Annotated in this window: 16 protein-coding genes; 6 read left to right on the plus strand and 10 right to left on the minus strand. The window is 52.5% G+C overall.

Annotated elements, in window-relative coordinates; translation table 11 throughout:
- The first annotated feature begins 53 nt into the window (after positions 1-53).
- Entirely contained in the window at positions 54-1199 is a 1146-nt protein-coding gene (locus tag HGH92_RS24215; protein WP_168873397.1) for a trans-sulfuration enzyme family protein, read from the plus strand.
- A gap of 21 nt (positions 1200-1220) precedes the next feature.
- Positions 1221-2264 carry an SMI1/KNR4 family protein gene (locus tag HGH92_RS24220; RefSeq protein ID WP_168873398.1) on the plus strand — a complete coding sequence of 348 codons (1044 nt, stop codon included), beginning with the start codon at positions 1221-1223 and terminating at the stop codon, positions 2262-2264.
- 116 nt (positions 2265-2380) lie between these two features.
- Here the strand turns inward: HGH92_RS24220 and HGH92_RS24225 are convergent, their stop codons facing one another.
- Positions 2381-2854: a macro domain-containing protein gene (locus HGH92_RS24225; RefSeq protein ID WP_168873399.1), complete on the minus strand. Its 474-nt coding sequence runs from the start codon at positions 2852-2854 to the stop codon at positions 2381-2383.
- 231 nt (positions 2855-3085) lie between these two features.
- Between HGH92_RS24225 and HGH92_RS24230 the strand changes: the two genes are divergently transcribed.
- Genes HGH92_RS24230 through HGH92_RS24240 form a run of 3 tightly spaced genes read left to right on the plus strand, consistent with a single transcriptional unit; the run spans position 3086 to position 15029 of the window.
- Complete coding sequence (locus HGH92_RS24230; protein WP_168873400.1) at positions 3086-7513, plus strand: hypothetical protein; 4428 nt, start codon at positions 3086-3088, stop codon at positions 7511-7513.
- Between the two features lie 5 nt (positions 7514-7518).
- Positions 7519-9606, plus strand: a complete 2088-nt coding sequence (locus HGH92_RS24235; protein WP_168873401.1) for a fibronectin type III domain-containing protein — start codon at positions 7519-7521, stop codon at positions 9604-9606.
- Positions 9607-9623: 17 nt separating this feature from the next.
- Positions 9624-15029, plus strand: coding sequence for a T9SS type A sorting domain-containing protein (locus HGH92_RS24240; protein ID WP_168873402.1), 5406 nt, complete (start codon positions 9624-9626; stop codon positions 15027-15029).
- Between the two features lie 39 nt (positions 15030-15068).
- Here the strand turns inward: HGH92_RS24240 and HGH92_RS24245 are convergent, their stop codons facing one another.
- Complete coding sequence (locus tag HGH92_RS24245; protein ID WP_168873403.1) at positions 15069-15458, minus strand: DoxX family protein; 390 nt, start codon at positions 15456-15458, stop codon at positions 15069-15071.
- A 29-nt stretch (positions 15459-15487) separates the two neighbouring features.
- The gene (locus HGH92_RS24250) at positions 15488-15826 is read right to left on the minus strand and encodes an ArsR/SmtB family transcription factor (RefSeq protein WP_168873404.1); all 339 of its coding nucleotides are present in this window, start codon (positions 15824-15826) and stop codon (positions 15488-15490) included.
- A 154-nt stretch (positions 15827-15980) separates the two neighbouring features.
- Here HGH92_RS24250 and HGH92_RS24255 point away from each other — a divergent pair, with 154 nt between their 5' ends.
- Positions 15981-17108 carry a lactonase family protein gene (locus HGH92_RS24255; RefSeq protein ID WP_168873405.1) on the plus strand — a complete coding sequence of 376 codons (1128 nt, stop codon included), beginning with the start codon at positions 15981-15983 and terminating at the stop codon, positions 17106-17108.
- Between the two features lie 4 nt (positions 17109-17112).
- On the opposite strand, the gene HGH92_RS24260 is transcribed toward HGH92_RS24255, so the two are convergent.
- The 7 genes from HGH92_RS24260 to HGH92_RS24290 all read right to left on the minus strand — a co-directional run bounded on the left by HGH92_RS24260 (position 17113) and on the right by HGH92_RS24290 (position 25253).
- Positions 17113-17880, minus strand: a complete 768-nt coding sequence (locus HGH92_RS24260; RefSeq protein WP_168873406.1) for a hypothetical protein — start codon at positions 17878-17880, stop codon at positions 17113-17115.
- Entirely contained in the window at positions 17877-18851 is a 975-nt protein-coding gene (locus tag HGH92_RS24265; RefSeq protein ID WP_168873407.1) for an NAD-dependent epimerase/dehydratase family protein, read from the minus strand. The genes HGH92_RS24260 and HGH92_RS24265 overlap by 4 nt, the downstream gene beginning before the upstream one ends.
- A 41-nt stretch (positions 18852-18892) precedes the next feature.
- Complete coding sequence (locus HGH92_RS24270; RefSeq protein WP_168873408.1) at positions 18893-21034, minus strand: multicopper oxidase domain-containing protein; 2142 nt, start codon at positions 21032-21034, stop codon at positions 18893-18895.
- 84 nt (positions 21035-21118) lie between these two features.
- A complete protein-coding gene (locus HGH92_RS24275) occupies positions 21119-21571 on the minus strand; it encodes a DUF3347 domain-containing protein (RefSeq protein ID WP_168873409.1) in 453 nt (150 codons plus the stop codon).
- Positions 21572-21584: 13 nt separating this feature from the next.
- Positions 21585-21797, minus strand: coding sequence for a heavy-metal-associated domain-containing protein (locus HGH92_RS24280; RefSeq protein WP_168873410.1), 213 nt, complete (start codon positions 21795-21797; stop codon positions 21585-21587).
- Positions 21798-21904: 107 nt separating this feature from the next.
- Positions 21905-22960: a ferredoxin--NADP reductase gene (locus tag HGH92_RS24285; RefSeq protein ID WP_168873411.1), complete on the minus strand. Its 1056-nt coding sequence runs from the start codon at positions 22958-22960 to the stop codon at positions 21905-21907.
- Positions 22961-22982: 22 nt separating this feature from the next.
- Positions 22983-25253 carry a heavy metal translocating P-type ATPase gene (locus HGH92_RS24290; protein WP_168873412.1) on the minus strand — a complete coding sequence of 757 codons (2271 nt, stop codon included), beginning with the start codon at positions 25251-25253 and terminating at the stop codon, positions 22983-22985.
- Positions 25254-25267 lie beyond the last annotated feature (14 nt).

A 25267-nucleotide genomic window follows, 5' to 3' on the forward strand; every position in this document is an offset into this window, starting at 1 on the left:
TTGCTTTCCTTTGCCCTTTTGGGTAATTTTAGGGAGAACCAAAAGCAGTAGCCATGAAAAACACCGGCACCTTATGTGTGCATCCGCTGGACCTTTCCGGTACCCTCGATGGAGCCGTTACCGCCGCTGTGATGCCCGCGGTGGCATACGCCTATACGGATACGGATACAATGCGGTATCCGGGTTTTTATTCGACATACAATCAGCAACGGCTGGGACAGATAGTCGCCAATCTCGAAAAAGGCAGCTGGGGCATGGCTTACAGCTCCGGTATGGCGGCTATCACCACCGCCATACTATCATTTGCCCAGCAGGGCGACCATGTGCTGTTTTCGCGAGACCTGTATGGCGGCACCTGGAAGCTGGCGGAACAGGAGCTGCCCAAACGGGGTATCCGTTGCAGTTATGCCGGCAATACGCTCGCAGAATTTGAAGCGCAACTGCAGAAGCATACCAAAGTTATTTACCTCGAAACGCCGGCCAATCCACTACTGAGCATCGTGCCTTTAAAAGCCATCGCGTCGCTGGCCGCCAGCCGTGGCATTGTGACTATTGTAGACAATACTTTCGCCACGCCGCTGAACCAGCAGCCGTTGCTGCTTGGTATTGATATCGTGGTACACAGCGGCACCAAATACCTGGGCGGCCATAACGACCTGCCTTTCGGGGTGCTGGTATCTGCACATGCCGAACATCATGACCGGATCATGGACACGGCCAGGACATATGGCGGATCGCTGGCGCCGCAGGAATGCTATCTGGCAGAGAGAAGTCTTAAGACACTTGCATTGCGGGTACAGCAGCATAATGCCAATGCGTTGTCGCTGGCGGAGTATCTGTCTGTCTGCCCGGAAGTAGGACAGGTGTTTTATCCCGGATTGCCCACCCATCGCGATTACCAGCTGGCCTGTGATCAGATGACCGCCTTCGGCGGGATGTTGTCCTTTGAGCTGAATACCTCACCTGAGAAGCTAAATGCTTTCCTCGATCACCTGGAACTGATAAGGCCGGCGCTGAGCCTTGGCGGGGTGGAGAGCCTTATTTGCCAGCCTTCCACCACCTCCCATCGGGCGTTGTCAGCTGCTGCGCGGGAGGAGCTGGGCATTGCGGATAATCTGCTGCGGCTGTCCGTCGGCATTGAAGACGTAGCCGACCTGAGAGCGGACATCGAGCAGGCCATGCGCCGTGCAGACATTTGATAATGTTGTACCTTGCGGCACATGAGCAATACTTTAGTTAACCTGATCGATACTTTGTTTGCGGAAACAGATGGCAATAAGTTCGCTACGCTGAAAGATAAACTTATTCGCAGCTATGCCGGCAAAGACCGGCAGGCGGTGATCGAAGCATTGGTGCGTTATGCCCGTGAAGGACGCCTGATGCACTGGCGTGCTTTCCTGATGACAGATATTATTCAACTTGTAGCTCCTGCGGAAAATAGCTGGCGGTCTTTTTTTGAGTGGGCCATCACCGAACCTGCCCTCGTTTACCGGGCAACAGATGGTTTGCTGAAAACCGCAGGCCGGAAGGCTTATCCCGCACTCGTGGCTTTGGCCGCCAATGAAAGCCTTTCCACAGAGAAGCGCGCCAAGGCAGTTAAAAGCCTGGCGATGTACAGCCGTCAGCCGTTTGACAGAGAACTGCCTTCAGACCCTGGCTACTGGAAACCGGAGCAGTTGCGGCTGGACGAGCTGATAGCCTGGCAGCACCAGGGATATCCCGATGGCGCGGGATATGCGCCGCCACAGGTGCATCCCTCGCTGCTGCATCCAGGCAATGATTTCGAGAAACTGATGGCCAAACTGGACAAACAGCTGGAGAAAAAACGCCGTAAGAATAAAGACCACGCTAACCCGTCTGACTGGCTCGTAATGGCCGATGAAAAAGACATATCGTATATACGGGACCGTTGGGCATTGCCTGAAGTGTATGCTACTTTCCTGCAATACTATTCCCCGCTGAAAGTAACCTTTGCCGGGCCGGATTTTGTAGAAGGCCTTTTTCTGTATGGCGCCCATGAACTGGCGGAGCGGCAGGGTGGTTACGCTTATAATACTGTTACCGGCGAAAACCTGGCAGACTGGCCTTCGCACTTGCTGGTGATCGGTGATGACGGCGCAGATCCCTACTGCCTGGACCTTTCGGCGGTGAAAGACGGCGATGCGCCGGTATATACTGCAGAACATGGTCAGGGTAAATGGACGTTTGAATTATATGCAGAGAGTTTTACAGCGTTGATCACAAAACTTGTCAGCGGTAAATAATAACTATTACTTGTAGGGGATACCTATGTACGCAGGCGTTATACTTTTTTGCGGGCTGTTGATACTTGTCACCTGCTGTTGGGCTGACGGCCGGAAAGTAGAACTAACGGAAACCCCTACTTGAAATCATACACAGTTACTTCAATACCTTTATCCGCCAGCTCCTGTTGGATGATCGGTTCTATTTTGTCCCAGGTGCCGCCGGCTAGGCCACAGCCAATACGCGGCATATGTACCGCCGCTTTATGTATGAGCGCAAAATCCGCTACCTGCCGCAGTCCTTCCTGTATAGCTTCGTAGCGGACAGGAGGGAGGCTGTTTTTAGCGTTGGTGATTTTATGCTGACCAATCACATTCGCTACCCAGAGGTGCGGTTCTACCGCCACCAGCTGCGCGTTGCCTAAGGCAAATCCTTCTCCCGAAGCATACCATTCGCGGAATTGTTTTTCCGGTTCCGGCCACCGGGCGGATACTGCGAGTACAAACCCTTTTCCCCAGCGCCCGATATCATTACAGATATGGACAATGATCTTGCTGCCGTCGCCAACAGGCTGTGTGGCATCTCCCTTGATGTACTGTATACCGCTCATTTGTCTGGAAATTACTTTGCGTCAAAAATACGTTAACGAAGTCGTAATTCCAAAACATCGTCCGGGTTAAGATCTTCCTGTTGCATGATTGCAGGCCTAACGTCAGTCCTGGTCTGTAAATCACGCTCTCATTTATTGTACGGATTAAAAAAATATTTAATTATAAAAAATAATATATATTTGAGGCAATACCGTGAAATAAACATTTTTAAGGGCCTATCCCGTTGACCAATGTTCAAGAATATCCCTAACCCTGTCCCTGCACTGTCGCTATGGTTGCTGGCGCTGCTACTGTTATGCCTTCAACCCGGTTATGCTGCTGTCACTGATTCTTCGTATCTATCGCCCATGGCCGACACTGCCCAAAAAGCAGATGTGGTGGACTATGTGGAAGGCGTTTTTAAAAACATCAAAGACAAAGGCCGCTATGTGAATGCGCTGAGCGCTGAAGAGATGGGCAGCCTGCCGGTAGGACTGGTAAGGGAGATCAACGGAAAAATTTATGTCATCGCAATAGACAGCGCCCGCATGACACCTTCCGGCGCTTATTTCAACGCTTATTTCCGGTTTACTTTTCCCGGTACCAACAGTGAACTGATATTCGGAGCGAAAAACGTAGCCTTTACGCCGGGGGGCATTGCGGCCTCCGGTTCTACCAAACTGGTACTGCTCAAACAAAAAGACATCCCTATCAATGATCACCTCGATCTGATATTCCCCGGTGACGGAACCAACTACGTAGAATGGGACTGTAACGGCTTCCGTGCTGCTAACCTCAGCGGCATCTTCGAGTTTGATAAAGGCTGGCTGCAACCGGAAGACAAGGCTTCCGACAAACTACGTGCAGCCATGCAGGTGAATGTGCATGACCTTAACAACATTATGGCCAGCGTAGACATCCCTGCTTTCCATATCAACGGCCTGAAAGATTTCAGCTTTAAAGTGAAGAACGCCACCGTGGACATGAGCGATATCGCCAATCCCGCGGGGCTGAACGTTACCGGCGATATGCTGACTGACCCGGGCAACCCGCTGTTGTGGAGAGGCTTTTATTTACAGGAACTGGAAGTAGGACTGCCACAACAACTGGCCACCCAAAAAGGACGTCCCAAAGTGTCTGTCACTAATTTTATCCTGGACGACCAGGGCGTCAGTGGCGCCATCACGGCTGAAAACATTCTCCCGCTTGGCGATGCCAGTGCCGGTGGATGGCCTTTGTCGGTCGATAAGATCGGGCTCTCCTTCAGCAAGAACAAACTCAATGGCGGAGAGCTGGCCGGCCTGCTACAGGTGGATTTCCTCGGCAAAGACCCGCTGGGCTACGATGCCTCCGTGAGCATGCGCGGCGGCGATACTTATTATTCTTTCGCCTTAAGGACCACAGAAGATAAAAAGTACCCGTTCTTTGCAGGAGAGATCACGCTCAACAAAAACAGCCGTATCCAGATCACCAAAACAGAAAAAGACTTTGTGCCGATGGCGGTGCTGAACGGTAAAGTATCCCTCAAACAGCGCCTGCTGAATATCAATAATATCAGTTTCCAGGAATTGACGCTGTCTACCCAGCGACCTTATGTACACAGCGGTACCTTCGATATTACGAATACGGACACTTCCACCTCCAAAGTAGGCGGGTTCCCGATAGGATTTGACGATATCCATATCGGTATCTCTGAAGGGAAAATCGGTATAGGCGCCACCGTGAGGCTCAATTTCATGAACTCCAGTGACAAGGGCTTCAGCGGTAAAACATCTTTCGTGGTAACGGCAGCACAGGAAGAAGAAACACAATCCGTCACTGTTGATGGTTCCGTGATACAAAAAACAAGGACCCGCTGGAAACTCGACAAAGTGGCGGTGAACGACATAGAGCTCACCGTAAAAGTGATGGCGTTTTCCATGCACGGCATCCTCACCATCTTCGATGATCATCCGGTGTATGGCAACGGTTTCCGCGGCATGCTGGACTTTTCCATTCCCGGACCTATTCCCAAAGCCAAGGCCAACGCCTATTTCGGCTCCAAAGACGACTACCGCTACTGGCATGTGGACGCCTACATCGGCGTAACCATCCCCATCGGCATGTTGCAGATCACCGGTCTTATGGGCGGTATGTCCTATCACATGGAACGGCCTTCCAACTTCGATCCGTATGAGTCCCGCAATGCGGTGGACCAAAAAGGCGGTCTGAAAGACGTCTCTGAAATATTCCCGTATGTGCCTACCCGTGATGCCGGCCTCGGCTTCATCGGCGGCGTATCGCTGGCGTTTGTACAGGAAATGGTGGTCAACGCCAACGTGGCGCTGGAAGTACAATTCGGCACGGACGGCGGCTTCCGCTACGCCCAGTTTGACGGTGCAGGGTATGTGGTACATCAGGCACTGAAAGCCAAAAGCAAAGATGAGGCAAAAGAAGACGCCTCGGCGCCTGTATGGGTGAAGTTCAAAATGCGTTATGATAACGTGAACAGCACCTACGATGCCAGCTTCAAAACCTATATCAATATTGCCGGTGTCCTGCGGGGCATCAATGAAAACGGCCTGGTGGGCGAAGCGGCCTTCCATATGGCACCTAACGAATGGTGGTTCTATATCGGCCGCCCGTCGCAGATGTTCGGCCTTAATATTCTTGGACTGGCGGAAATAAAAACCTACTTCATGATGGGCAGCAAGGTGGAAGACATGCCACCGGTGCCACAGGAGGTAAGCGAAGTGTTTGATAACGTGAACACCAACTTCATGGCCATGGAAAATACCATGAGCAAAGGTGGTGGCTTCGGCTTCGGCGCGCACTTCAGGGCCGGTTTTTCCTTCGACTTCGGCGTATATGGCGAGTTTGCCCTCGGCGCCGGAACAGACATCCTGCTGCGCAACTACGGTGAGGCAAGGTGTAAAGGCAGCAATAGCATTATCGGTTTCAACGGCTGGTACGCTTCGGGCCAGGCTTATGTGTTTGTGAAGGGAGATGTGGGTATCCGCGTGAAAGTATTTGGAAAGAAAAGAGGTTTCTCCATCGCCAAACTGTCGGCAGCGGTATTGCTCCAGGCTAAACTGCCCAACCCTAGCTGGTTCCGCGGTATGGTAGGCGTTAAATACGCCGTGCTGGGCGGCCTCATCAAAGGTACGGCCAACATCAAAATAGAGCTCGGATCGCAATGTGAACTGGTCGGTGCCAAAGAGCTGAACGTGGTAGTGATCAGCGATATCAAACCAGGTGACCAAAACAACGACGTCAGCGTGTTCGCCACTCCGCAGGTGGCATTCAATATGGCCGTAGGCAAGCCGTTCAGCATGATGAATGAATTTGATGAAGTGGCCACTTACCGCATTCAGCTGGATGAACTGAAGCTGATGAAAGAACAGACCGAGATCAGAGGTACCACAGAACTGGCGGCTGACGGTTCTTCCGCTTCACTCACCCTGCGTGATATCCTCCCGCCGAAAAGCACGCTCACGGCTTCCGCCAAAGTGCATATCGACCGGCAGAACGGTGGCAGCTGGGAAGCGCTGAAAAACGGCAATAACATCGATTATGAAACAAAAGCCGCTACTTTCACCACCGGCGAAGCACCTGACTATATTCCATGGGAGAACGTAGCGTATGCTTACCCGGTAAAACGCCAGTACAACCTGCTGACAAGAGAGTACGGTAAAGGCTATATTAAATTAAAACGCGGCCAGCCTTACCTGTTTGCGGAAGTTGATAATTCCGGCAAGAAGTGGAAAGTCAATGCCGCTATGGCCACTGCACAGGGCCAGTCAACTGCTGTGCCGGTATCCTATACAGAAAACACCGCAGAAATAGGTTTTGATATTCCGGCCAACCTGTCCCGCGAGACTATCTATAGCTTCAATATCAACCGCGCTTCCCTCGACGGAGAAGCGGCAGCCAATAACGTGGTGACCAAAAACACCACCACTATCAGCGAAGAAGGGGACACCACCACCTTCTCCCAGAAAATGCTGAAAGGCAACGCCAGCTCCGCAGTGACCAAAGAAGTGATCAGCTATAACTTCCGCACCAGCCGCTATGGCACCTTCGCTGAAAAAATGAATGCCATGACCGATCCGCGGGACCTCTTCGATGTGGCCACCAATTACATCAGCGTGATCGGCCAGCGTTTTGACGCGGAAGAAACCTTCGACAAATTTGAACTGGAAGGCGACGGCGCTTTCTCCACCAAACCGCTGGTGACCCTGCGTGCCGGTACCAACAACGGCTGGCTGCAAAATCAGCTGATGCCGCTGCTGTACAACAATTATCCGTTCCATCCGTCTATCAGTATCACCCGCGATCTGAACGTGACCGGAGGCATACCGCCACTGGAAGCGGTGAGACTGTACAACAATGACATCGCCGGCTATAAACTGGAAGACGGTAATATCAACGATGGCTATGCGCCTTCAAAGGCCGGCCGCTGCCGCTTTATGTACTATGTTTCCTTTGTGGCCAACGACGACTACCACGAGTTGCTCAACAAGGCAAACCGCTACTATATCAGCGGAGGACAGCCAACACCGGCGATCAGCAGGCTGATGACATCGCTGTTCCCCGACCTCCAGGGCAACCAGTTCTACCCGGTAGAACTGCAATACCGGCTGCCAGGCAAAAACAATATAACATCTACCATTACACGAAGCATTTACTATAAATTATAATATCGATGTACCGTCAACTTTTTACCGGTTTGTTATCTGTGAGTTTGTTGCTGATGGGTTACCTGCACACCAGTGCGCAGCAACAGCAAAGTGAGCACCGTATTGTGGGCATAGCAAATCCCAAGCCCGGCAAAATCCAGCTGCGCTGGTCGCCCGCCGGATATATCGCCTGGGAGATCGGTAACAAGTACGGCTATACGGTAGAGCGCTTTACAACGTCTGTCAACGGCGTGCTGGTACCCAACCCTAAACCGGTGGTACTAACGGCGCAACCGCTGAAACCTTATTCCCTGCAGCAGATGGAAGCCGCCGCCCGTAAGGATGAGCGCATAGCTGCCATCGCGGAACTGATCTATGGAGAAGGAGGGAAAAAAGTGAAACCGGAAGAAGGCATCGGTTCCTGGTTTGAAAACCAGAGCCAAAATGACTGGCGCATGAGCATGGCGCTGCTGAGCTGCGACCTGTCCACTGCCACCGCCAGGGCTGCCGGCCTTTTCCTGGAAGACAGCACCGTCCGTCCCGGAGAGCGGTATGCCTACCGTATCAGCGTCGCGCAACAACCGAAGAACCTCGTCATCGATACCGCCATCGTGGTAACAGCGCTCAACGAAACCGTGCTGCTGGTACGGCCGCCTGAACTGGCCATCGTTTGCGCCGACAGCACGGCCACACTCGGCTGGCTGACCAACTTCAACCGGGGCATGTATTCTGCCTATGTGGTGGAGCGCGGCACCGACGGAAAAACATTTCAACCCGTGAGCGATTTGCCGGTGCTGCCCACAGCGCCCGACGCTACCGGATTTTCCTATTACCAGGATTCGCTGCCTGACAATGACGTTAAATATTACTACCGCGTGAAAGGTATCACGCCTTTCGGGGAATATGGCCCGTACTCGCAGGTGGTGATGGGAATGGGTATCCCGGCAGTAGCAGAAAGGCCTGTCATGGACACCATCATCGTCATAGAAAATAAAAAGATTGAATTACGCTGGTTGTTGCCGGGCGATCTGGCCAAAAACCTGTCTTCCATTGTGGTGACCCGCTCGGAGAAAGGCAGCGGCCCGTTTCTGCCCATCGCTACCTTTAAAACAGACAAGGCGCCGGTGTACAGTTACACCGACCCCAAGCCCATGAACTCCAACTATTACAAGATTAAAGGCATCACCAAAAGAGGCAAGGCCATTTATTCGTTCCCTTATTTCGCGCAACTGATAGACAGCATCCCGCCGGACATGCCAAAGGGATTGGCCGGCACCGTGGATTCTACCGGTGTGGTAACGCTGAAGTGGGATAACAACACAGAGAAAGACCTGAAAGGTTATCGTGTGTTCAGAGGCAACAGCGCCAAAGAAGAATTTATGGAGGTGACGCAGGAGGTTCTTGCTGCACCGGCTTTTACAGATACAATTACCCTGCATACGCTGACGTCAAAAGTGTATTACAAGGTGATAGCGTTGGACCGGAACTATAACACTTCCGCCTATACGCCGGCGCTGATGCTGAAGCGGCCGGACACCATTGCGCCTTCCGCACCTGTATTCACCAAAGCATTGCGTTCCGACAGCCTTAAAGCCGCATTGCTCCAATGGCACAACAGTACCAGTGAAGACGTGGTGAAATACACGCTTTATTGTATCAACACGAAAGACAGCAGTCGCCGTGAAGTGGCGGTATGGGACACAGCCCGTCTGCGGGAGTCCTATACAGACACTGCGCTGGTGCTGGGCAATACGTACTTCTATGAGCTGGTGGTATCGGACGATAGTGGTAATAAATCCAAAGATATCAGCGGCGATATCTGGTTTGAAACAGGCCGACGCCCGGCGGTGAAAAGCTGGAAAGGAATAGTGGACACGGAGAAGAGGCAGGTGGTGTTATCCTGGGAGTATGATCAGCCGGATGTAAAACAGTACCGTATTTACCGCGCTAAAAACGATGCGCCGTATATCCTTTACCGTACGGTAGACGGGACTGCCCGTCAATTGGTGGACGATGAAATAATGTTAGGCAATATTTACAGGTATAAGATTACGGCAGTACTGAAAGGTGATGCCAAAGCTGAAATGAGCAGGGAAGTGTCCCTGAAATACTAAAATCTGAACGCAATACGATGTTTCGTTTCCCACGTATCCTGTGTACGCTGGTACTGCTATTGTCCGGTGCCGGCAGGCAATTGTATGCGCAGCTGCAGCTGTCGCAGATGGTCTATGTATTTGGTAATATTCCCTCCAGTTATATAGGAACGGGAACAATAGGCAATTTAGGAATGGGCGTCACGCCATCCTCACAAAACTGGAGCCTGTCTTCCACGCCCTTCAGCGCTTTGCCTGATGGCGGGCCTGTAGTAGGCACCGGGGTCTTGTATGCTCCGCCTTATGCACTTTTTCAGAACAATTCCTTTGCCGGCAGCCTTAGTTTTTCTGATATCTATCCCATTTCCGGAGGACGGCTCATGGGGGATGTCAATTTTTATGGTGGCTACAAAAGGCTTGGTTCCGTGGAAGCGCGCTGGGTATATACGATGATCGCGCCAAATGACATCATACCTTCCATGACTCCTTCCTCCCAGACCTGTGCCACGGAAATGGTTTACCTCAGCTCACCCCGCAACTGGCCGCTCTTTTCTGATAACCTGGTGCAATCATCGGTCGTCTGGGAGTATTCGGTTGATAATGGGGCCGTATGGAAAACGCTGGGAAGCAACAGCCAGGAGTATGCCACTGCCTATTCCTATGGTTTTACCGGCAGCCAGATGCCGGAAACGCAGAGCGGAATGATAAATGTCCGTTTCCGTTGCCGTATTAAAGCATCTTATGCCAACAAGGACTATTATTCCCCTTATTCTGCTGAAACCAATAACTACACCTTTCTGCCTGCCGGTCCCCGGGTAGATGTGACTAAACTCCAAAAGACGTCTTCCTGTGCGGGCGAGCAAACCGGTACGATCTTTATTCCCGGCAGCGCTATCACCAGCGGCTATGCCACCATACGCTGGATGCTGCGCCCCGCCGGCGTGACAACGCCCTGCGATCCTGACCTTGCCGGAGGCGCTTCTGCCTGCGGTGATATCATCGACTGGAGCAATGGTAATGTACCGGTATCAGGCGGTGTAACGGTGAACAATGTACGAAAAGGAAGTTATACGCTCTGGGTGATCAATCCGTCCGGAACGGCCGGAAATTGTTTTACGCCCATTGATGTGGATATAGACGACCTGCCGGTGCTCACGGCCGCGCAGGATGTGGCCCGGTCTGCCAATCCGGCCTGCTATGGTGCTACCGACGGTAAAATTACGATCACTGCCTCCGGCGGAAACGCCGCCAGCGGCTATTTCTTTACCCTCAAACAAAACGGCACGGTGGTACGTGCCCAGCAACAGTCGTCCGGAAACAGTTTTACCTGGACCGGCTTGCCTGCCGGCAATTATACGGGAGAAGTGAAAGACGGCGCCTGTGCTCCGGTGGTCCCGGTAAATGTGCAACTCACGCAGCCGCCGCAGGTAAAAGGACAGTTGACGGCGCAACATCCCACCTGTATCACCCCGGGCAACGGCAGTATCAGCGTTGTGGCCGATCCCGGTGTTACCAACTATCAGTATAAACTATATAAAGACGCTGCACTGCTGCAACAGAGCGCTGTTACCACTTCGCGCACCTACACTTTTGGAGGGCTAAGCAATGGAGACTACTCCGTTGAAATCCTGAACATGGACTTCCCCGTTTGTACCGGGTGGAGTGGTACCATCAGTCTGAACGCCGTGCCCCCCTTAACGTTGGCACAGGATGCCCGCAATATGGTCACCTGTTTCGGTGGAAGTGACGGGTCGCTGAAATACTCAGCTGGCGGCGGTTCCGGCAGTTATACGTTTTTGCTGCAGCGCACCGGTATGCCTGCGGTGAGCAACAGCACCGGTATTTTTAATGGTTTGCAGGCCGGCACTTATACCATTACCGTGCAAAACAACGTGGCCGGCTGTAACGACGCTGTGTCGCAGCCGGTAACAATCACAGAACCACCGGTGCTGCAAGTCAGCTTGCAAACAACCAATATCAGCTGTAATGGCGCGCAGGACGGCATCGTGAAGTCGGTGGTCAGCGGTGGTTCCGGCTTCTATATCTACAAATGGGAGCAGCTGAAAAACGGCGTCTGGACCACCAATTCCTTCTGGTTTGACACTGACACCAAAATAGACGCACTTAGTACCGGCACTTATCGTGTAACCGTTGCAGATAGTAGGTCTGCCAACTGTTCCGTACAGTCTGGCGCAGTGACGATCACGGAGCTGCCGGCCTTACAATCAGGCGGGGTAACGATCACCCCGGCGGTCTGCCTGGCTGATGGCGCTACTATTAATATCTCCGCCAGCGGGGGAGATAATATCTACACTTATTTCTTTACACTGAACGGGACCGGCTATACGGCCTTTACATCAGGCACGAAGGTGTATACGGCTGGCAGCTATCGATTCCGCATCAGAGACGGCAAAGGTTGTACCCTGGACCTGCCCAATGCCTACGATGTGAGTCTGCCACCGGCAGCATTGGGTTTTACCACACAACTGTCGGCTTACAACGGATTTCAGATATCCTGTAACGGCGCGGCAGATGGTAAAATCACCGTAACAGCAGCGGGTGGTAACGGTGGTGCCTATACGGGATATCAATATAAACTGAACAACGGCGCCTATCAACCATCAAACATATTCAACGGTTTAACAGCCGGTACCTATACCATCAGCGTAAAGGATGCCCGTGGCTGTGAGACATCCGGCAGCGTAACGTTGGTACAGCCACAAATGAGCGTCAACGCTACCAAACAGGACGTGATCTGCTTTGGTCAGCCCACCGGTAGCATCATTACCGATATTATCGGTGGTGCTGCGCCTTACCGTTGGCAGCTCAATGGGACTAACGTTACCGGCGCTACGGCAACCAATCTGCCTGCCGGCAATTATGCCCTGCATGTCACCGACGCCAACGGTTGTACAAAAGACACTACACTGACGATCAGTCACCAGTATCCTGCGCTGGCCTTTACGGCAGCTGCAGTAACGGATATACAATGTTCCGGCAGCACAGGCAGCATTGCCATAAATGCCGCCGGCGGAGATGGCAGCTATCAGTACCGCCTGAGCGCGGACAACTGGGCCACGTCGCAGGCTTATACCAGCGGGGCCGGACTGAATGCCGGTGTTTATGCATTAAAAGTGACGGACAATCACGGTTGCAGCCTTAACTACAGCAGCCCGCTGACCATCACCGCGCCCCCGGCTTCACTGTCGCTCTTCGGGGTGTTGTCAGATTATAACGGATATAATATTTCCTGCGCCGGCGGTGATAACGGCTCTGTACAATTGACGGCCACGGGCGGCAACGGGGCCACATATAGCGGATATACGTACGCTATCGACAACGGTGCTTTTGGCCCGGCATCGCTGATTTCCGGTATTAAAGCGGGTATGCATGTGTTTAAAGTGAAAGACGGCCGTGGCTGCGTGGCCACACGAAACTATAGCTTTACCGAGTCTGCACAGGCATTGAGCATACAGCTGGTAGGCAAACAGGATGTACGTTGCGCGGCAATTCCGGGCGGCAGTATTACGGTAGCCGGCAGCGGCGGCACGGGTGCTTTGTTGTACAGCCTGAACGGCACTGACTGGCAACCCGGCCCTGTGTTTACCGGCCTTACTGCCGGTAACTATACCGTCACTGTGCGGGACGCGAATAGCTGCGGTAACACATTGCCGGTGCAAATACTGTCTGTAAACCCGGCTATTACCATAGACAACATCACACGAAACGATGTTATCTGTTTCGGTACGCCTGGCGCCATTCAGGTACAGGCCCATGGCGGCAGCGGCCAGCTGACCAATGAATACGCGCTGAACGGCGGCGCCTATACGGCATTTACCAATACTACGCCATTGGGTGCGGGTGATTATACTGTCCGGGTAAAGGATGCGATTGGCTGTTATTCCGCCGTAAGCAATGTGGTGTCCATCACCGCGCCTGCAAATCCTTTGGCAGCAACGGTCGCTACTTCAGACTTCCACGGAAAACAGATATCCTGCTATGGCTTATCAGACGGCGCTTTTAGCCTGACTACCACTGGCGGGAATGATGGCGGCTATCAGGGATATTTGTACAGTGTTAACGGTGGCACCTATACGGGTACTACACAATACACCGGTATGCCGGCCGGCAACTATGCTGTGAAAATAAAAGACGGCCGCGGTTGTGAAATTACTAAAAACATTGTGCTGCAACAGCCGGCGGCAGCGGTATCGCTCGCCCTGTCCGATATCACCCATCTGGCCTGTGGCGGTATCCCAACCGGCAGCATCGCGCTGCAAACAACCGGAGGCACTACACCTTATGCCTATACGATGAACAACGGAATACCGCAGGCATCATCAATATTCAGTTCCCTGCCGGTAGGCAATTATACCCTGTCGGTAAAAGATATAAACGGTTGCGCGGCAACGGTGGTCACCACAGTGAAGGAAATGTACCCGCCGGTGACGGCCACGGCTACGGTGACGCCAGTACGTTGTTACGGCGAAGCTAACGGCACTATTGTATTGCAGCCGGCTGGTGGTGATGGCAACTATAACTATCAGTGGAATAACGCAGGGGTGAGCGGCGCGCAGGCGCAAAGCCTTACTGCTGGCAGCTATACCGTCAATGTAACGGACGGAAAAGGCTGCGGCCGGTCATACAGCTATGAGGTGACGCAGCCGGCAGCCCTGGGGCTGACCGTCACCGGTTCGCAGATATGCGACGGCGTGGACGATGGCACCGTGGCAGCTATGGTACAAGGCGGCACCCAGCCTTATCAGTATGCGCTGAACAACGGCGGCTGGTCTGCCGGTAACAGTTTTGCCAACCTCACAGCAGGGGAGTACGCCCTGAAAGTACAGGATGCCCGAGGTTGTGGCGCCACCGGTACAACCACTATCATTAAACGGAATGTGAAGCCGGACGTCAACTTCCTGGTGGCCTCCCGGAAAAATGCTTTCGATACGCTGGTGATCAAGGAAATCAGTCTGCCGGCGCCGGACCTGGTAAGCTGGACGTTCGATCCGCAGGCGATTCTGCTGGGCTATGACCGCGGTACGCCACTGGTCCGCTTTACCACCGCAGGTACTTACTGGGTGGCCATGAAAGCCACTTTCGGAGAATGTACCTATGAGCTGCGCAAAGACATTCAGATCAACGCCTACGACCCGCTCGCCGGTCCGTCATACAGTGTGCCCGTTTCCGTGATAGATACGGTGATGTTGTCGCCCAATCCGAATGACGGCAATTTCCGTTTCCAGATAAAACTGAAACGCAAACAGCAGGTAATGGTGACCGTGTTCGACCTGAACGGGCGTATCCTGGCGAAGCTGCCCTATAGTCCTGCCTTGCAGATTGACGACCGCATTGCGTTGGGAAGCGTCAACAACGGCATCTTCATCCTGCGGGTGGTGACTGAAAACGAAAGCAGGGATGTACGGTTTATTGTCAATCGCTAAAATATAACAGCCCTGTCAGTAAGACAGGGCTGTTATATTTTAAGCAACCGATAATTTGGATGCACCGCTCTCTTTCAGCTTTTTATGATGATAAATATAAGAGGCCGCCAGTACGCCATAGAAGATGATGATGGGCCAGGCGGAAGCGCCTTCCCCGATGGCGATGCTGGAATAGAACGCGCCGGTGATATCAAATGTCAGGCCCGCATAAGCCCACTCCTTCAGCCGCGGATGGCCGGGTGTTACAATCGCAATAACGGCCAGCAGCTTGGCTATGCCCAGGAAAGGCAGGAGATACATCGGATAGCCGAGATGCTGAAAGATAGCTTTGGCTTCCGGTACAGATAAAGCGTCCGGTATGGCAGACATGGTGAAACCCGCGGCCAGTAAACCGGTGAAAATCCAATAGAGAACAGTTGTCTTTTTCATGTGATAGCTATTTATAGGTGTGTTGTACGTCACTTTTTCCTGCCCGGCTTTTTGTCATTGGCCTGCATGCCTGCCAGCACATTGTCCAGCAACCCGAAACGCGCGCTCCACATCTTTTTGTACAGCTCTGCCCAGTCAGCCACCTCCTGCAACCGCTCCAGCTGCGCCTCGCAGTAGCGTTCCCGTCCCTTTTGCCGCATCACGATCAATCCGCATTCCGTCAGTATTTTAATGTGCTTGTAAACAGCCGTCCGGCTGACGTCAAAATTCTCTGCCACAGTGTTAACATTCAATGGGGTAGTGGCAATCATTTGTATTATCTCCCTTCTTGTCGGATCAGCGATAGCCTGGAACACATCTCGTCTCATAATATGCAACCTTTTGGTTGTATAAATATAGGTAACCTTTTGGTTGTATAATAATTTTTTTTTGAGACTGCTTCCGTTATGATTTCCGGAGATGCTTTGATAGTTTTGTAATGACAGCCAGGTCTTTCTGTTTCACGTTAAAACGAAAAACATTTTGATAAAGAGAATCCAATTGTTGTGCCTGCTGATATTAGGCATCAGCCAGCTGCTCGCCGCACAGCAGTATTATTTGTTCATCGGTTCCTATAACCGCGATAAAAGCAAGCCAGGCATCTACATTTATCGTTTTAATCCGAACGATGGCGGGTTGCAGCCGGTCAGCACAGTAAGTGATGTCCTGAACCCGGCTTACCTGGTGCCTTCGGCAGATGGCAACTACCTCTACGCCTGTACGGAGGCGCAAACGCCGGGGGCAGGCGGTGTTAACAGCTATGCCTTTAATCGGGAAACAGGGCAGGCCACATGGCTTAGCACGCAGCCGGCAGGTGGGGAAAACCCGGTATACATTACGGAGCATAATAGTCATCGCTGGCTGGCGGTGGCACATTATACCGGTGGCAGCGCCGCGGTGTTTCCTGTTGAAAACGGCCGCATTGGCAAAGCTGCGCAGGTAGTGGCTTTCAAAGACAGTAGCCTGACAGACCGGCAACGGAGTTCACATGTGCACTCGGCGGTATTGGACCCGGCACACCGTTTCCTTTTCCTGCCCGATCTGGGCGCTGACAAAATCCGTTGTTTTGCTTTTGATGCCGAAGCTGCGCAACCGTTGCAGGCGGCCACACCTCCCTTTACCGCTACTATTCCGGGCAGCGGCCCGCGGCATTTTACGTTTCATCCGCAGCAGCCTTTTGCGTACAGCATAGAGGAACTGTCAGGGATGGTAAGTGTCTACCGCTATGCCGATGGCCGGCTCGACAGCCTGCAGCGGATAACGGCACACCGTACACGAAAAAAGGATATCGATTACAGCGGCGCAGATATTCATGTATCACCTGATGGCCGTTTTTTATATGCGTCTGTCCGGGCGAAGGAAAATATCATCACCATATACGCCATTAACCAGGCCACAGGCCTGCTCTCCAGGATAGGCTACCAATCCACCGGCGGTGGTCATCCGCGTAATTTTGTGATCGACCCTACCGGTAAATATCTCCTGGTGGCTAATCAGATCAGTAACAATGTAGTGGTGTTTGAACGTAATATACAAACAGGCCTGTTGAAGCAAACAGGAACAGAGCTGACCATGCCGGCGCCTTCCTGCCTGCAGATCAAAGCCTATTAAATTTCTACCAGAGGAAAGGTATCAGGATGCGCCGTTTGGCAGGATAATCGGGGAACCGCTGCCGGTACCAGCGTTGGTTGGCTGCTGCCCTGGGCACCAGGTTGGCACAGGTCCAGATGAAGAACGCCAGCCCCGGGGCGCTCCAGGTCAGCAGCGCATAGCCGCCCCATTCCAGGATTTCACCCATCAGGTTGGGAGAGGTGACATATTCAAATAGCCTGCCCTGTGGTACCTTATAGCCTGTTTCTCCCTTGCCGCGCAGTCCTATCAGCTGATAATCGGCCGACCAGTTAATGAACATCCCGGTAAAAAAACACAAGGTACCTGCTATAAAAGGAAAGCTGCTGTACCAGTCATCCGGATACTGCGCGTAGTGCGCAAACCATGAGCCCAGCAATGAACCATTGACGGTATTAAACAGCATGGCCGATAACATAATTACCAGCGGCATTTTCTTGCCACGGGTACGTATCATAAACGGATATACGAAACTCCGGTGCAGGTAGTGCAACAGGAACATGCCGGTCATTATTCCTGCCGGCGAGGTCCATTTGACCGTTGCCGGTGGCTGCCACACAAAAAAAGACACCAGCACCGTGGTTTCCATTAGTACCCATCCTACTTTATTGCTGACCATAGGTCCCCATTTCTCAGAAGTGAAACGGCCATAGGGAGCTTCCCGCCGCAGCAGGTAGAAGGCGGTGATGATGCCTACGGCAGACCAGCCGCCGATAAAAAGATAGTACTGCTGAAGCGACAAATATTGATTCATGGGAGCATCTTGTTTTCTTTAAACCACGCGATAGTATCCTGCAAAACAGCGGTTAGGCTGCCGGGATTAAACCCCAGTTCCCTGCGGGCTTTGCTGCTATCTATTTTGCGATTGCTGCGAATAAGGTTATAAACCGATTGCCTGGTATAAAACGGAGCGCCGCCCGTCAGCCGCGAAAAGGCCCGTACGAGTGGCAGCAGTCCCATAATCAGCCACAATGGCAATACGGGCAGGAATATACGTTTCCCTTTAATCTTTGCGATATGGGCGGACAATGTTTTTAATGTCATCCATTCACCGCTGAGGATATAGGCCTGCCCCGGTGTGCCGGCTGTCAGCGCCTGTACAATTGCCTGCGCCACCTGCCTGACGTCCACAAAATCAACGCCCCCGGGAAATATCGCCGGTATCCTCCCGCGGTAAATACGGACCACCGCGTCGCCGATCAAAGAAGGACGCTGGTCAAACGGTCCTATCACGGCCGTAGGCGCCAGCACGATCACTTCCAGCTCCGGACCGTTACAGGCCAGTGCCGCCTCCTGCGCCACCGCCTTGGAATGGTCATAACTGTAACGCATACCCTGTGTATAGGGACGGGTTTCATCCATCGGCGTATCATAAGGAGCTTGTTCGTACGCAGTAATGGAACTGACAAATAAAAAACGCCGGACACTGGCCCGCTGCGCGGCTTCCGCCAGCAGCCGGGTACTGACAGTATTAAAGTGGAACGCATCCATATCAGGAACATCGCTCAGCGAGATCACCGCAGCCATGTGAATCACAACATCCATATCCTCCACAAAGCGCGCAACAAAATCAGGATCTGACAATGAGCCGTTTACATAGGTAATGCCGGTAACCGGTGATGGTGTCTTGCGGGCGTGGATTCTCAACTGATGTCCCCGGGCCAGCAGCAACGGCGTTAATACGGAGCCGATAAAACCCGTTGCGCCGGTGATTGCGATTTTCATGCATCGAATATAATATAATATTTTATTTGATGCGGGGAAGATCAATACGACAACGTTATCCCTGCGCCGATCCCCATATCGCTGTCATAGTGCGTAGAAAGGGAAAAATGGCGGGTGAAGATGTACCGGAAGCCGGCCATGTATTCCTTGTCGGTATTGACCATGAAGTTGAACCGTAGTCTTTTCGTGACGGGCACATCGTCGCGCATCAGTTGTATACGCAGCCTGCCGTCGGTATCAAGGGAGGCGTCTGCCAGGATGAGCATGGGTAATGTGTATTGTACGCCCAGGTGCAGTACCTGACGGAAGTCTTTGGTGTTGCGCTGGCCGAAGAGATTTTTTTCGTCGTCGTCGCCCATTTTGCGGTAGCGTACATCCCAGCCTACGTAGCCAAGCAGCCATTGGTTTTTACCGAAGTACCGGCCGAAGTGTGTTTCGTTTTCGTAGCCGTGTCTATCGTTGAGGCCTAAACGCCATTCGGCGGAGAGGCGGTAGCGGGTGTTGGCCAGCATGATTTCACCGTCGCTGCCGTTGCTTTCCAGCCCTACCTGGGCCATGAGATGCAACATACGGTCGTCGCGTTTCAGCATGCGGTAGGCTTTCGCCGGATCAGGTACCTGTGGGTTGGGAGGAGAGTCTTCATAGCTGAATACACGGCCCATACCACTCATCATGTGGTACAGGATATGGCAATGGAAGAACCAGTCGCCGCTCTCTGTGGCTGAAAACTCGATGGTGTCCACTTCCATAGGCATGATGTCCAGCACGGTTTTCAGCGGAGAGTATTCACCCTGGCCGTTGAGTACCCGGAAGAAGTGGCCATGCAGGTGCATGGGGTGGCGCATCATAGTATTGTTGTACAGAACGATGCGGACATTTTCTCCTTTTTTGATCAGGATTTTATCAGTCTCGGAAACAGTTTTATTGTTGATGGTCCATACGTACCGGTTCATATTGCCGGTCAGCTCAAACTTAAACTCCCTGGTGGGACCGGCGGGCAGCGTGGTTTTTTCCGGTGCTTTGAGCATACCATAGTTGAGCGTCACGATATCGCCGGTGGTGGAATCGGGGTTGGTGATTTCCGGATACATGACGGTGTTCATGTCCATTGTCTGGTTGGTCATCATCATGCCGCCGCTGGTATCGAGGTTACCGTCCATGCGCATCATATCGTTCATCATTTTCATCCCTTCGAAGTATTTGAGTTTAGGGAGATGACGGGCTGCTACCTTATCACCGGTGCCTAACCAAAGCGAGGTGCTGTTGGTGCGGTCTTCGGCGGTGGCGAGGAACTCGTAACTTTTATTGTCCGGGATGGTCACGATCACGTCGTATGTTTCGGACACGCCAACGAGTAAACGGTCTACTTCCACGGGCTCTACATCTGCGCCGTCGTTGGCCACCACGGTGAGTTTACCGCCGCCGTAGCTGAGCCAGAAATAGGTGGAGGAGCTGCCGTTGATAACGCGCAACCGTACCTTATCGCCGGCTTTGTAGGTGGGCGCTGTGGCCTGAGGCTGACCGTTGGTGAGGAAACGTTCGTAATACACATCGCTCACGTCCATGGCGTTCATGCGTTTCCATTCGTTGGCGACCTTAGTGCCGAAATATCCTTTTTTAATGGCTTCGGTGTAACTCTGGGTAGATCCTTTTTTGATGGCGAACCAATCGCTTGCATTATGCAGCATGCGGTTAACCTGGTGCGGATGGATGTCGGTCCAGTCACTTAGCAATACAACTTCTTCCTTTTGCGGGGCGGCATCTCTTTTATGAAAAACGATAGAGCCGTACATGCCGCTTTGTTCCTGGAACATGGTATGGCTATGGTACCAGTAGGTACCGTGTTGTACTATCGGGAAACGGAATTTATGTGTTTGTCCGGCTTTAATAGGTTGAGTGGTCAGGTAGGGGACACCATCTTCCTGGTTGGGCAGTATCAGGCCATGCCAGTGGATGGAAGTTTCTTCATGCAGGGTGTTGTGAACATATATTTCGGCAGTATCTCCTTCGGTGAAGTGCAGGGTAGGACCGGGAATGGTACCGTTAATGGCCAGTGCGTGCTTCATTTTACCGGAATAGTGGACCATGGTATCGCCCACGTAAAGATCGTAACGGATGGTTTTTTGTGCAAGGACGGTGTGTGTGGTAAAAAGCAGTAGGAGTAGTGCGAAAAGCTGTTTCATAAGAGATGATTGTCGCCGGGAGGCTGGAAGTCAGCAGAGCGGCAAAGGGAGCGGGAAGAGGGCCCGGCTCCCTTGCCTGTGCTGTTATTTGATGGTGTCGTTTATTTTACCGCAGCTCAGCATCTGACTGCCGTAGTACGGGTTTTTGATGGCGGTGCTGTTGCTCAGCCAGGAAGCCTTTTTCATGGGACAATAGTCCTGGTATATCGGCTGGTCTGACAGTTTGGAGGATTTAGCCAGCTGGTACAGGTCGTCGGACAGGGCTTTGAATGCTTCCCGCTGACGGGCCAGGTCTTTGGTACCGGAGATACCGGACGCATCGGCGATCAGCTTGTCTTTAACGGACGCGTCTGATGTTTTAGCTGCCTGAGCGAAAGAGGCGGCTGCGCTGGCTGCGTTATCGGCGTTACCGCTTACCAGTGCATCCTTGATGCTGTAGTAATTGGTCAGGAGCGGGGACTGTCCTTTGTCCTGGGCTTCACCACGGAACTGAAAGAGGGCGGTGAGCATAGATGCGGCAAGAATAAACTTTTTCATGGCTGTAATTATTTTAGGCGATGGTTTCTGCTTTGTAACCGGCTGTTTCAACGGCTTTACGGATAGCGGCTGCGTCTACATGGTCAGCGGAAATAGTGAGCACTTTGTCAGGTGACTGCAGGTCTACTTCCCAGTTGTCTGCACCGGCGGTTTCGTTTAATCCGGGAGTTACTTTTTCGAGGCAACCGGAACATTTGATATTGGTTTTGAATTGAACTGTTTCCATTGTATTAACTTTTTTTGTTTTTGTTATTGTTGATGATGTAAAATTACACCGGACAGGGGGCTGAACTGTTATACAATTGAGTAATCGTTTTACATAATTATAAGTAGTTATTCCCCCATGGTCACCGTTACTTCGTTATTGAGCGGAAAGCTCTGGCAGAGCAGCACATAGCCTGCATCGATGTCTTCTTTGCGGAGGGCGTAGTTCTGTTGCATATGTACGGCGCCCTGTGTAAGGCGGGCCGCGCAGCGGCCACAGGTGCCTGACTGGCAGGAGTACGGCAGCGGTATCCTCTCTTCCAGCGCGGCGGCCAGGATGGTTTGCCCGGGTTGCACTTCCAGCAGGTTGCTTTGCTCGTAATAATGCAGCAGTACTTCCTGCGTATTACCGGGCAAGGCGATGGCAGGGGCAGTGGTTTCCACGGCAAACGATTCATGGCGTATATGCGTGTCCGGTACTCCCAGCGCCGTCAGTGATTCCTGGTGCATCTTCATCAGTTCCGCCGGTCCGCAAAGGAAAAAGTGCGCGGGTGTGGTACTTTCGCCGATGGCTTGCCTGATGAGTTTTTTGATAATGATCCTGTTGAGCCTTCCGGTCATGATATTGGCTGGATCATCCGCGGTAGCGGTATGTTTGGATAAAACATATTGTATGCGGATATTGTTGTGTCGGGCTTCCCAGTTGTCCAGCGCTGCTTTGAAGATGGTTTCCGGGACGGACCGGCTGGCATACAGCAGCGTAATGCGCGTGTCCGGCAGTTGGCGGGTTATCGTCCGCGCAATGGAAAACAGCGGTGTGATGCCGCTGCCGCCGGCCAGCAATACGATGTGCCGGTAACTGCTGGTGTCATCGTCCAGGGTGAAAGCGCCGTAAGGGCCGTCAACGTCCCAGTTATGGATGTTCTCCGCGTTTTCGGTGATATAGCTGCTCATCAGGCCGCCGCTTACTTTTTTAACGGTAATGGCGGGAGGGGCATCTGTGCCGGGTGCGGAGCTAAGGGAATAAGAACGGGTGACCGGCCGTCCATCAATCCTCAAAGTGAGATTGATGAACTGGCCGGCCAGATAGTGAAAATTTTCCCCGCGGGTATCGAAAATAATAGTGACGGTGTCTGTTGTTTCCCGGATGACCTGTTGGGTGTGCCAGGTATATGATAAAGGCATGTATCGTGGTAGAATATTAAGTTTAAAGTTGAGCTGTTTTAAGTCTGAGGCTGTTGGACACTACGCTGACGGAGCTGAGCGCCATGGCTGCGCCGGCAATCATCGGGTCCAGCAGGAAGCCGTAGGCCGGGAACAGGATGCCGGCGGCCACCGGTATACCAATGATATTGTAGATGAAGGCCCAGAACAGGTTCTGTTTGATAGTGGCCACTGTTTTGGAAGACAGTTTCAGTGCTTTCGGGATGCTGTTCAGATCGGAAGTGATCAGCGTCATTTTGGCTACGTCCATGGCTATATCGGAACCTTTGCCCATCGCGATGCTGACGTCTGCCTGTGCCAGCGCCTGGGAGTCGTTGATACCATCGCCTACCATCGCTACGGTTTTGCCCTGGTCCTGTAACTGTTTTACAAAAGTGGCTTTGAAGGAAGGCATTACTTCGGCGGTATACTGGGTGATGCCTACCTGTTGCGCTACCGCGGCGGCAGTTTGCTGGTTGTCGCCGGTGAGCATGTACACTTCAATGCCCTGGCGTTGCAGCGCTGCAATGGCGGCAGCAGAGCTTTCCTTGATGCGGTCGGCGATGGCCACCACGGCAAGTATCTTTTTGTCACGGGCGAAATAGATCACTGTTTTGGCAGCTGCCTGCAGGCCCTGGGCAAGGGTAATGGATTTGTTGTCCAGTACCACGCCGTTTTCCTGCAACAGTTTTTTATTACCGGCGAGGTAAGTCTGGCCGTTGTAGGTGCCTTTTACACCCTGACCGGTCACGCTTTCAAAAGACGCAAGAGGCACTGTGTTCACGCCCGCCTGTTGGAGATGTTGCGCAATAGCAGCTGCCAGTGGGTGTTCTGACTGTTGTTCGAGGGCAAAGAGCACTGACTGGTCAACAGTATGTTGTTGGTCATCTACATATAAAAGATCGGTCACAACTGGTTTGCCTTCTGTGATGGTACCGGTTTTATCGAGGATAACGGCATTCACTTTATGCGCCAGTTCCAGGCTTTCGGCATCTTTGATCAGGATATTGTTTTCAGCGCCCTTACCAACGCCCACCATGATGGCGGTAGGAGTGGCGAGGCCGAGGGCACATGGACAGGCTATCACCAGTACGGTCACGGAAGTGAGCAGTGCGTGGGTGAAGGCGTTGTCGCCACCAAAGACCATCCAGGTGATGAAGGTAAGGATGGCGATACCGATGACTACGGGAACGAATATACCGGCAATTTTGTCTACCAGTTTTTGTACCGGCGCTTTACTGCCCTGCGCCTCCTGTACCATTTTGATGATGTGTGACAGCAGGGTGTCTGCACCCACTTTATCGGCTTTAAAACGGAAGCTGCCTTTCTGGTTGATGGTGCCCGCGAAAACATTTTCGCCTTCTTTTTTCAGTACCGGTACGGGCTCACCGGTGATCATGCTTTCGTCTACATAAGAATCACCGCCGGTAACGGTACCGTCTACCGGTATTTTTTCACCGGGTTTCACCAGCAGTACGTCATTCACTTTTACCGTAGCAATGGGCACTTCGCGGATATCGCCGGAAGCGTCTACCAGCAGTACTGTTTTAGGCTGCAGGCCGATCAGTTTTTTGATGGCGGAAGAGGTATTGGATTTCGCTCTTTCTTCCAGCAGTTTACCCAGAGAAATAAAGGCGATCACCACGGCAGCGGCTTCGAAATACACATGGGCGTGCAATCCGCGCTGGTGCCAGAATTCAGGGTAAATGGTATTGAAGGCGCTGAACACCCAGGCAATACCGGTGCTGAGGGCCACGAGCGTGTCCATGTTAGCTTTACCGTGACGGGCCTGTTTCCACGCGTTGACAAAGAAGCTGCGGCCCAGGAAAAACACTACGGGTGTGGCAAGCGCCATCATGATCCAGTTGCCGTAGGGCATATCCATAAAGAACATACCGATGACGACAATGGGGAGCGACAGCACAGAAGCCCAGATAGTGCGTTGTTTCACCGCCTGATAGTGTTTCTGTTGAGCGGCTTCCTTGATCTCGTCCTGGTTTTCTTTTTCGATGACGATATCATAACCGACGCTTCTCACGGCATCGCGTAATTGTTCGGGCGTGGTAACGCCGGGATTGTATTCCACCCAGGCGGTCTGGTTGGCGAAGTTCACGCCGGCGGCGCTTACGCCCTCAACGGAGCCCAGAGTGGATTCTACGCTCACTGCGCAGGCTGCGCAGGTCATTTCCAGTACGGGATAGGTTTCTTTAATGAGTCCTTTTTTATGTTGATGGCTGGTGGCCCTGGATGTATCGTTAAGCGTTAAGGTGGTCATAGTGGTCTGTTTTA

This window comes from Chitinophaga varians (genome assembly GCF_012641275.1).
GTDB lineage: Bacteria > Bacteroidota > Bacteroidia > Chitinophagales > Chitinophagaceae > Chitinophaga > Chitinophaga varians_A.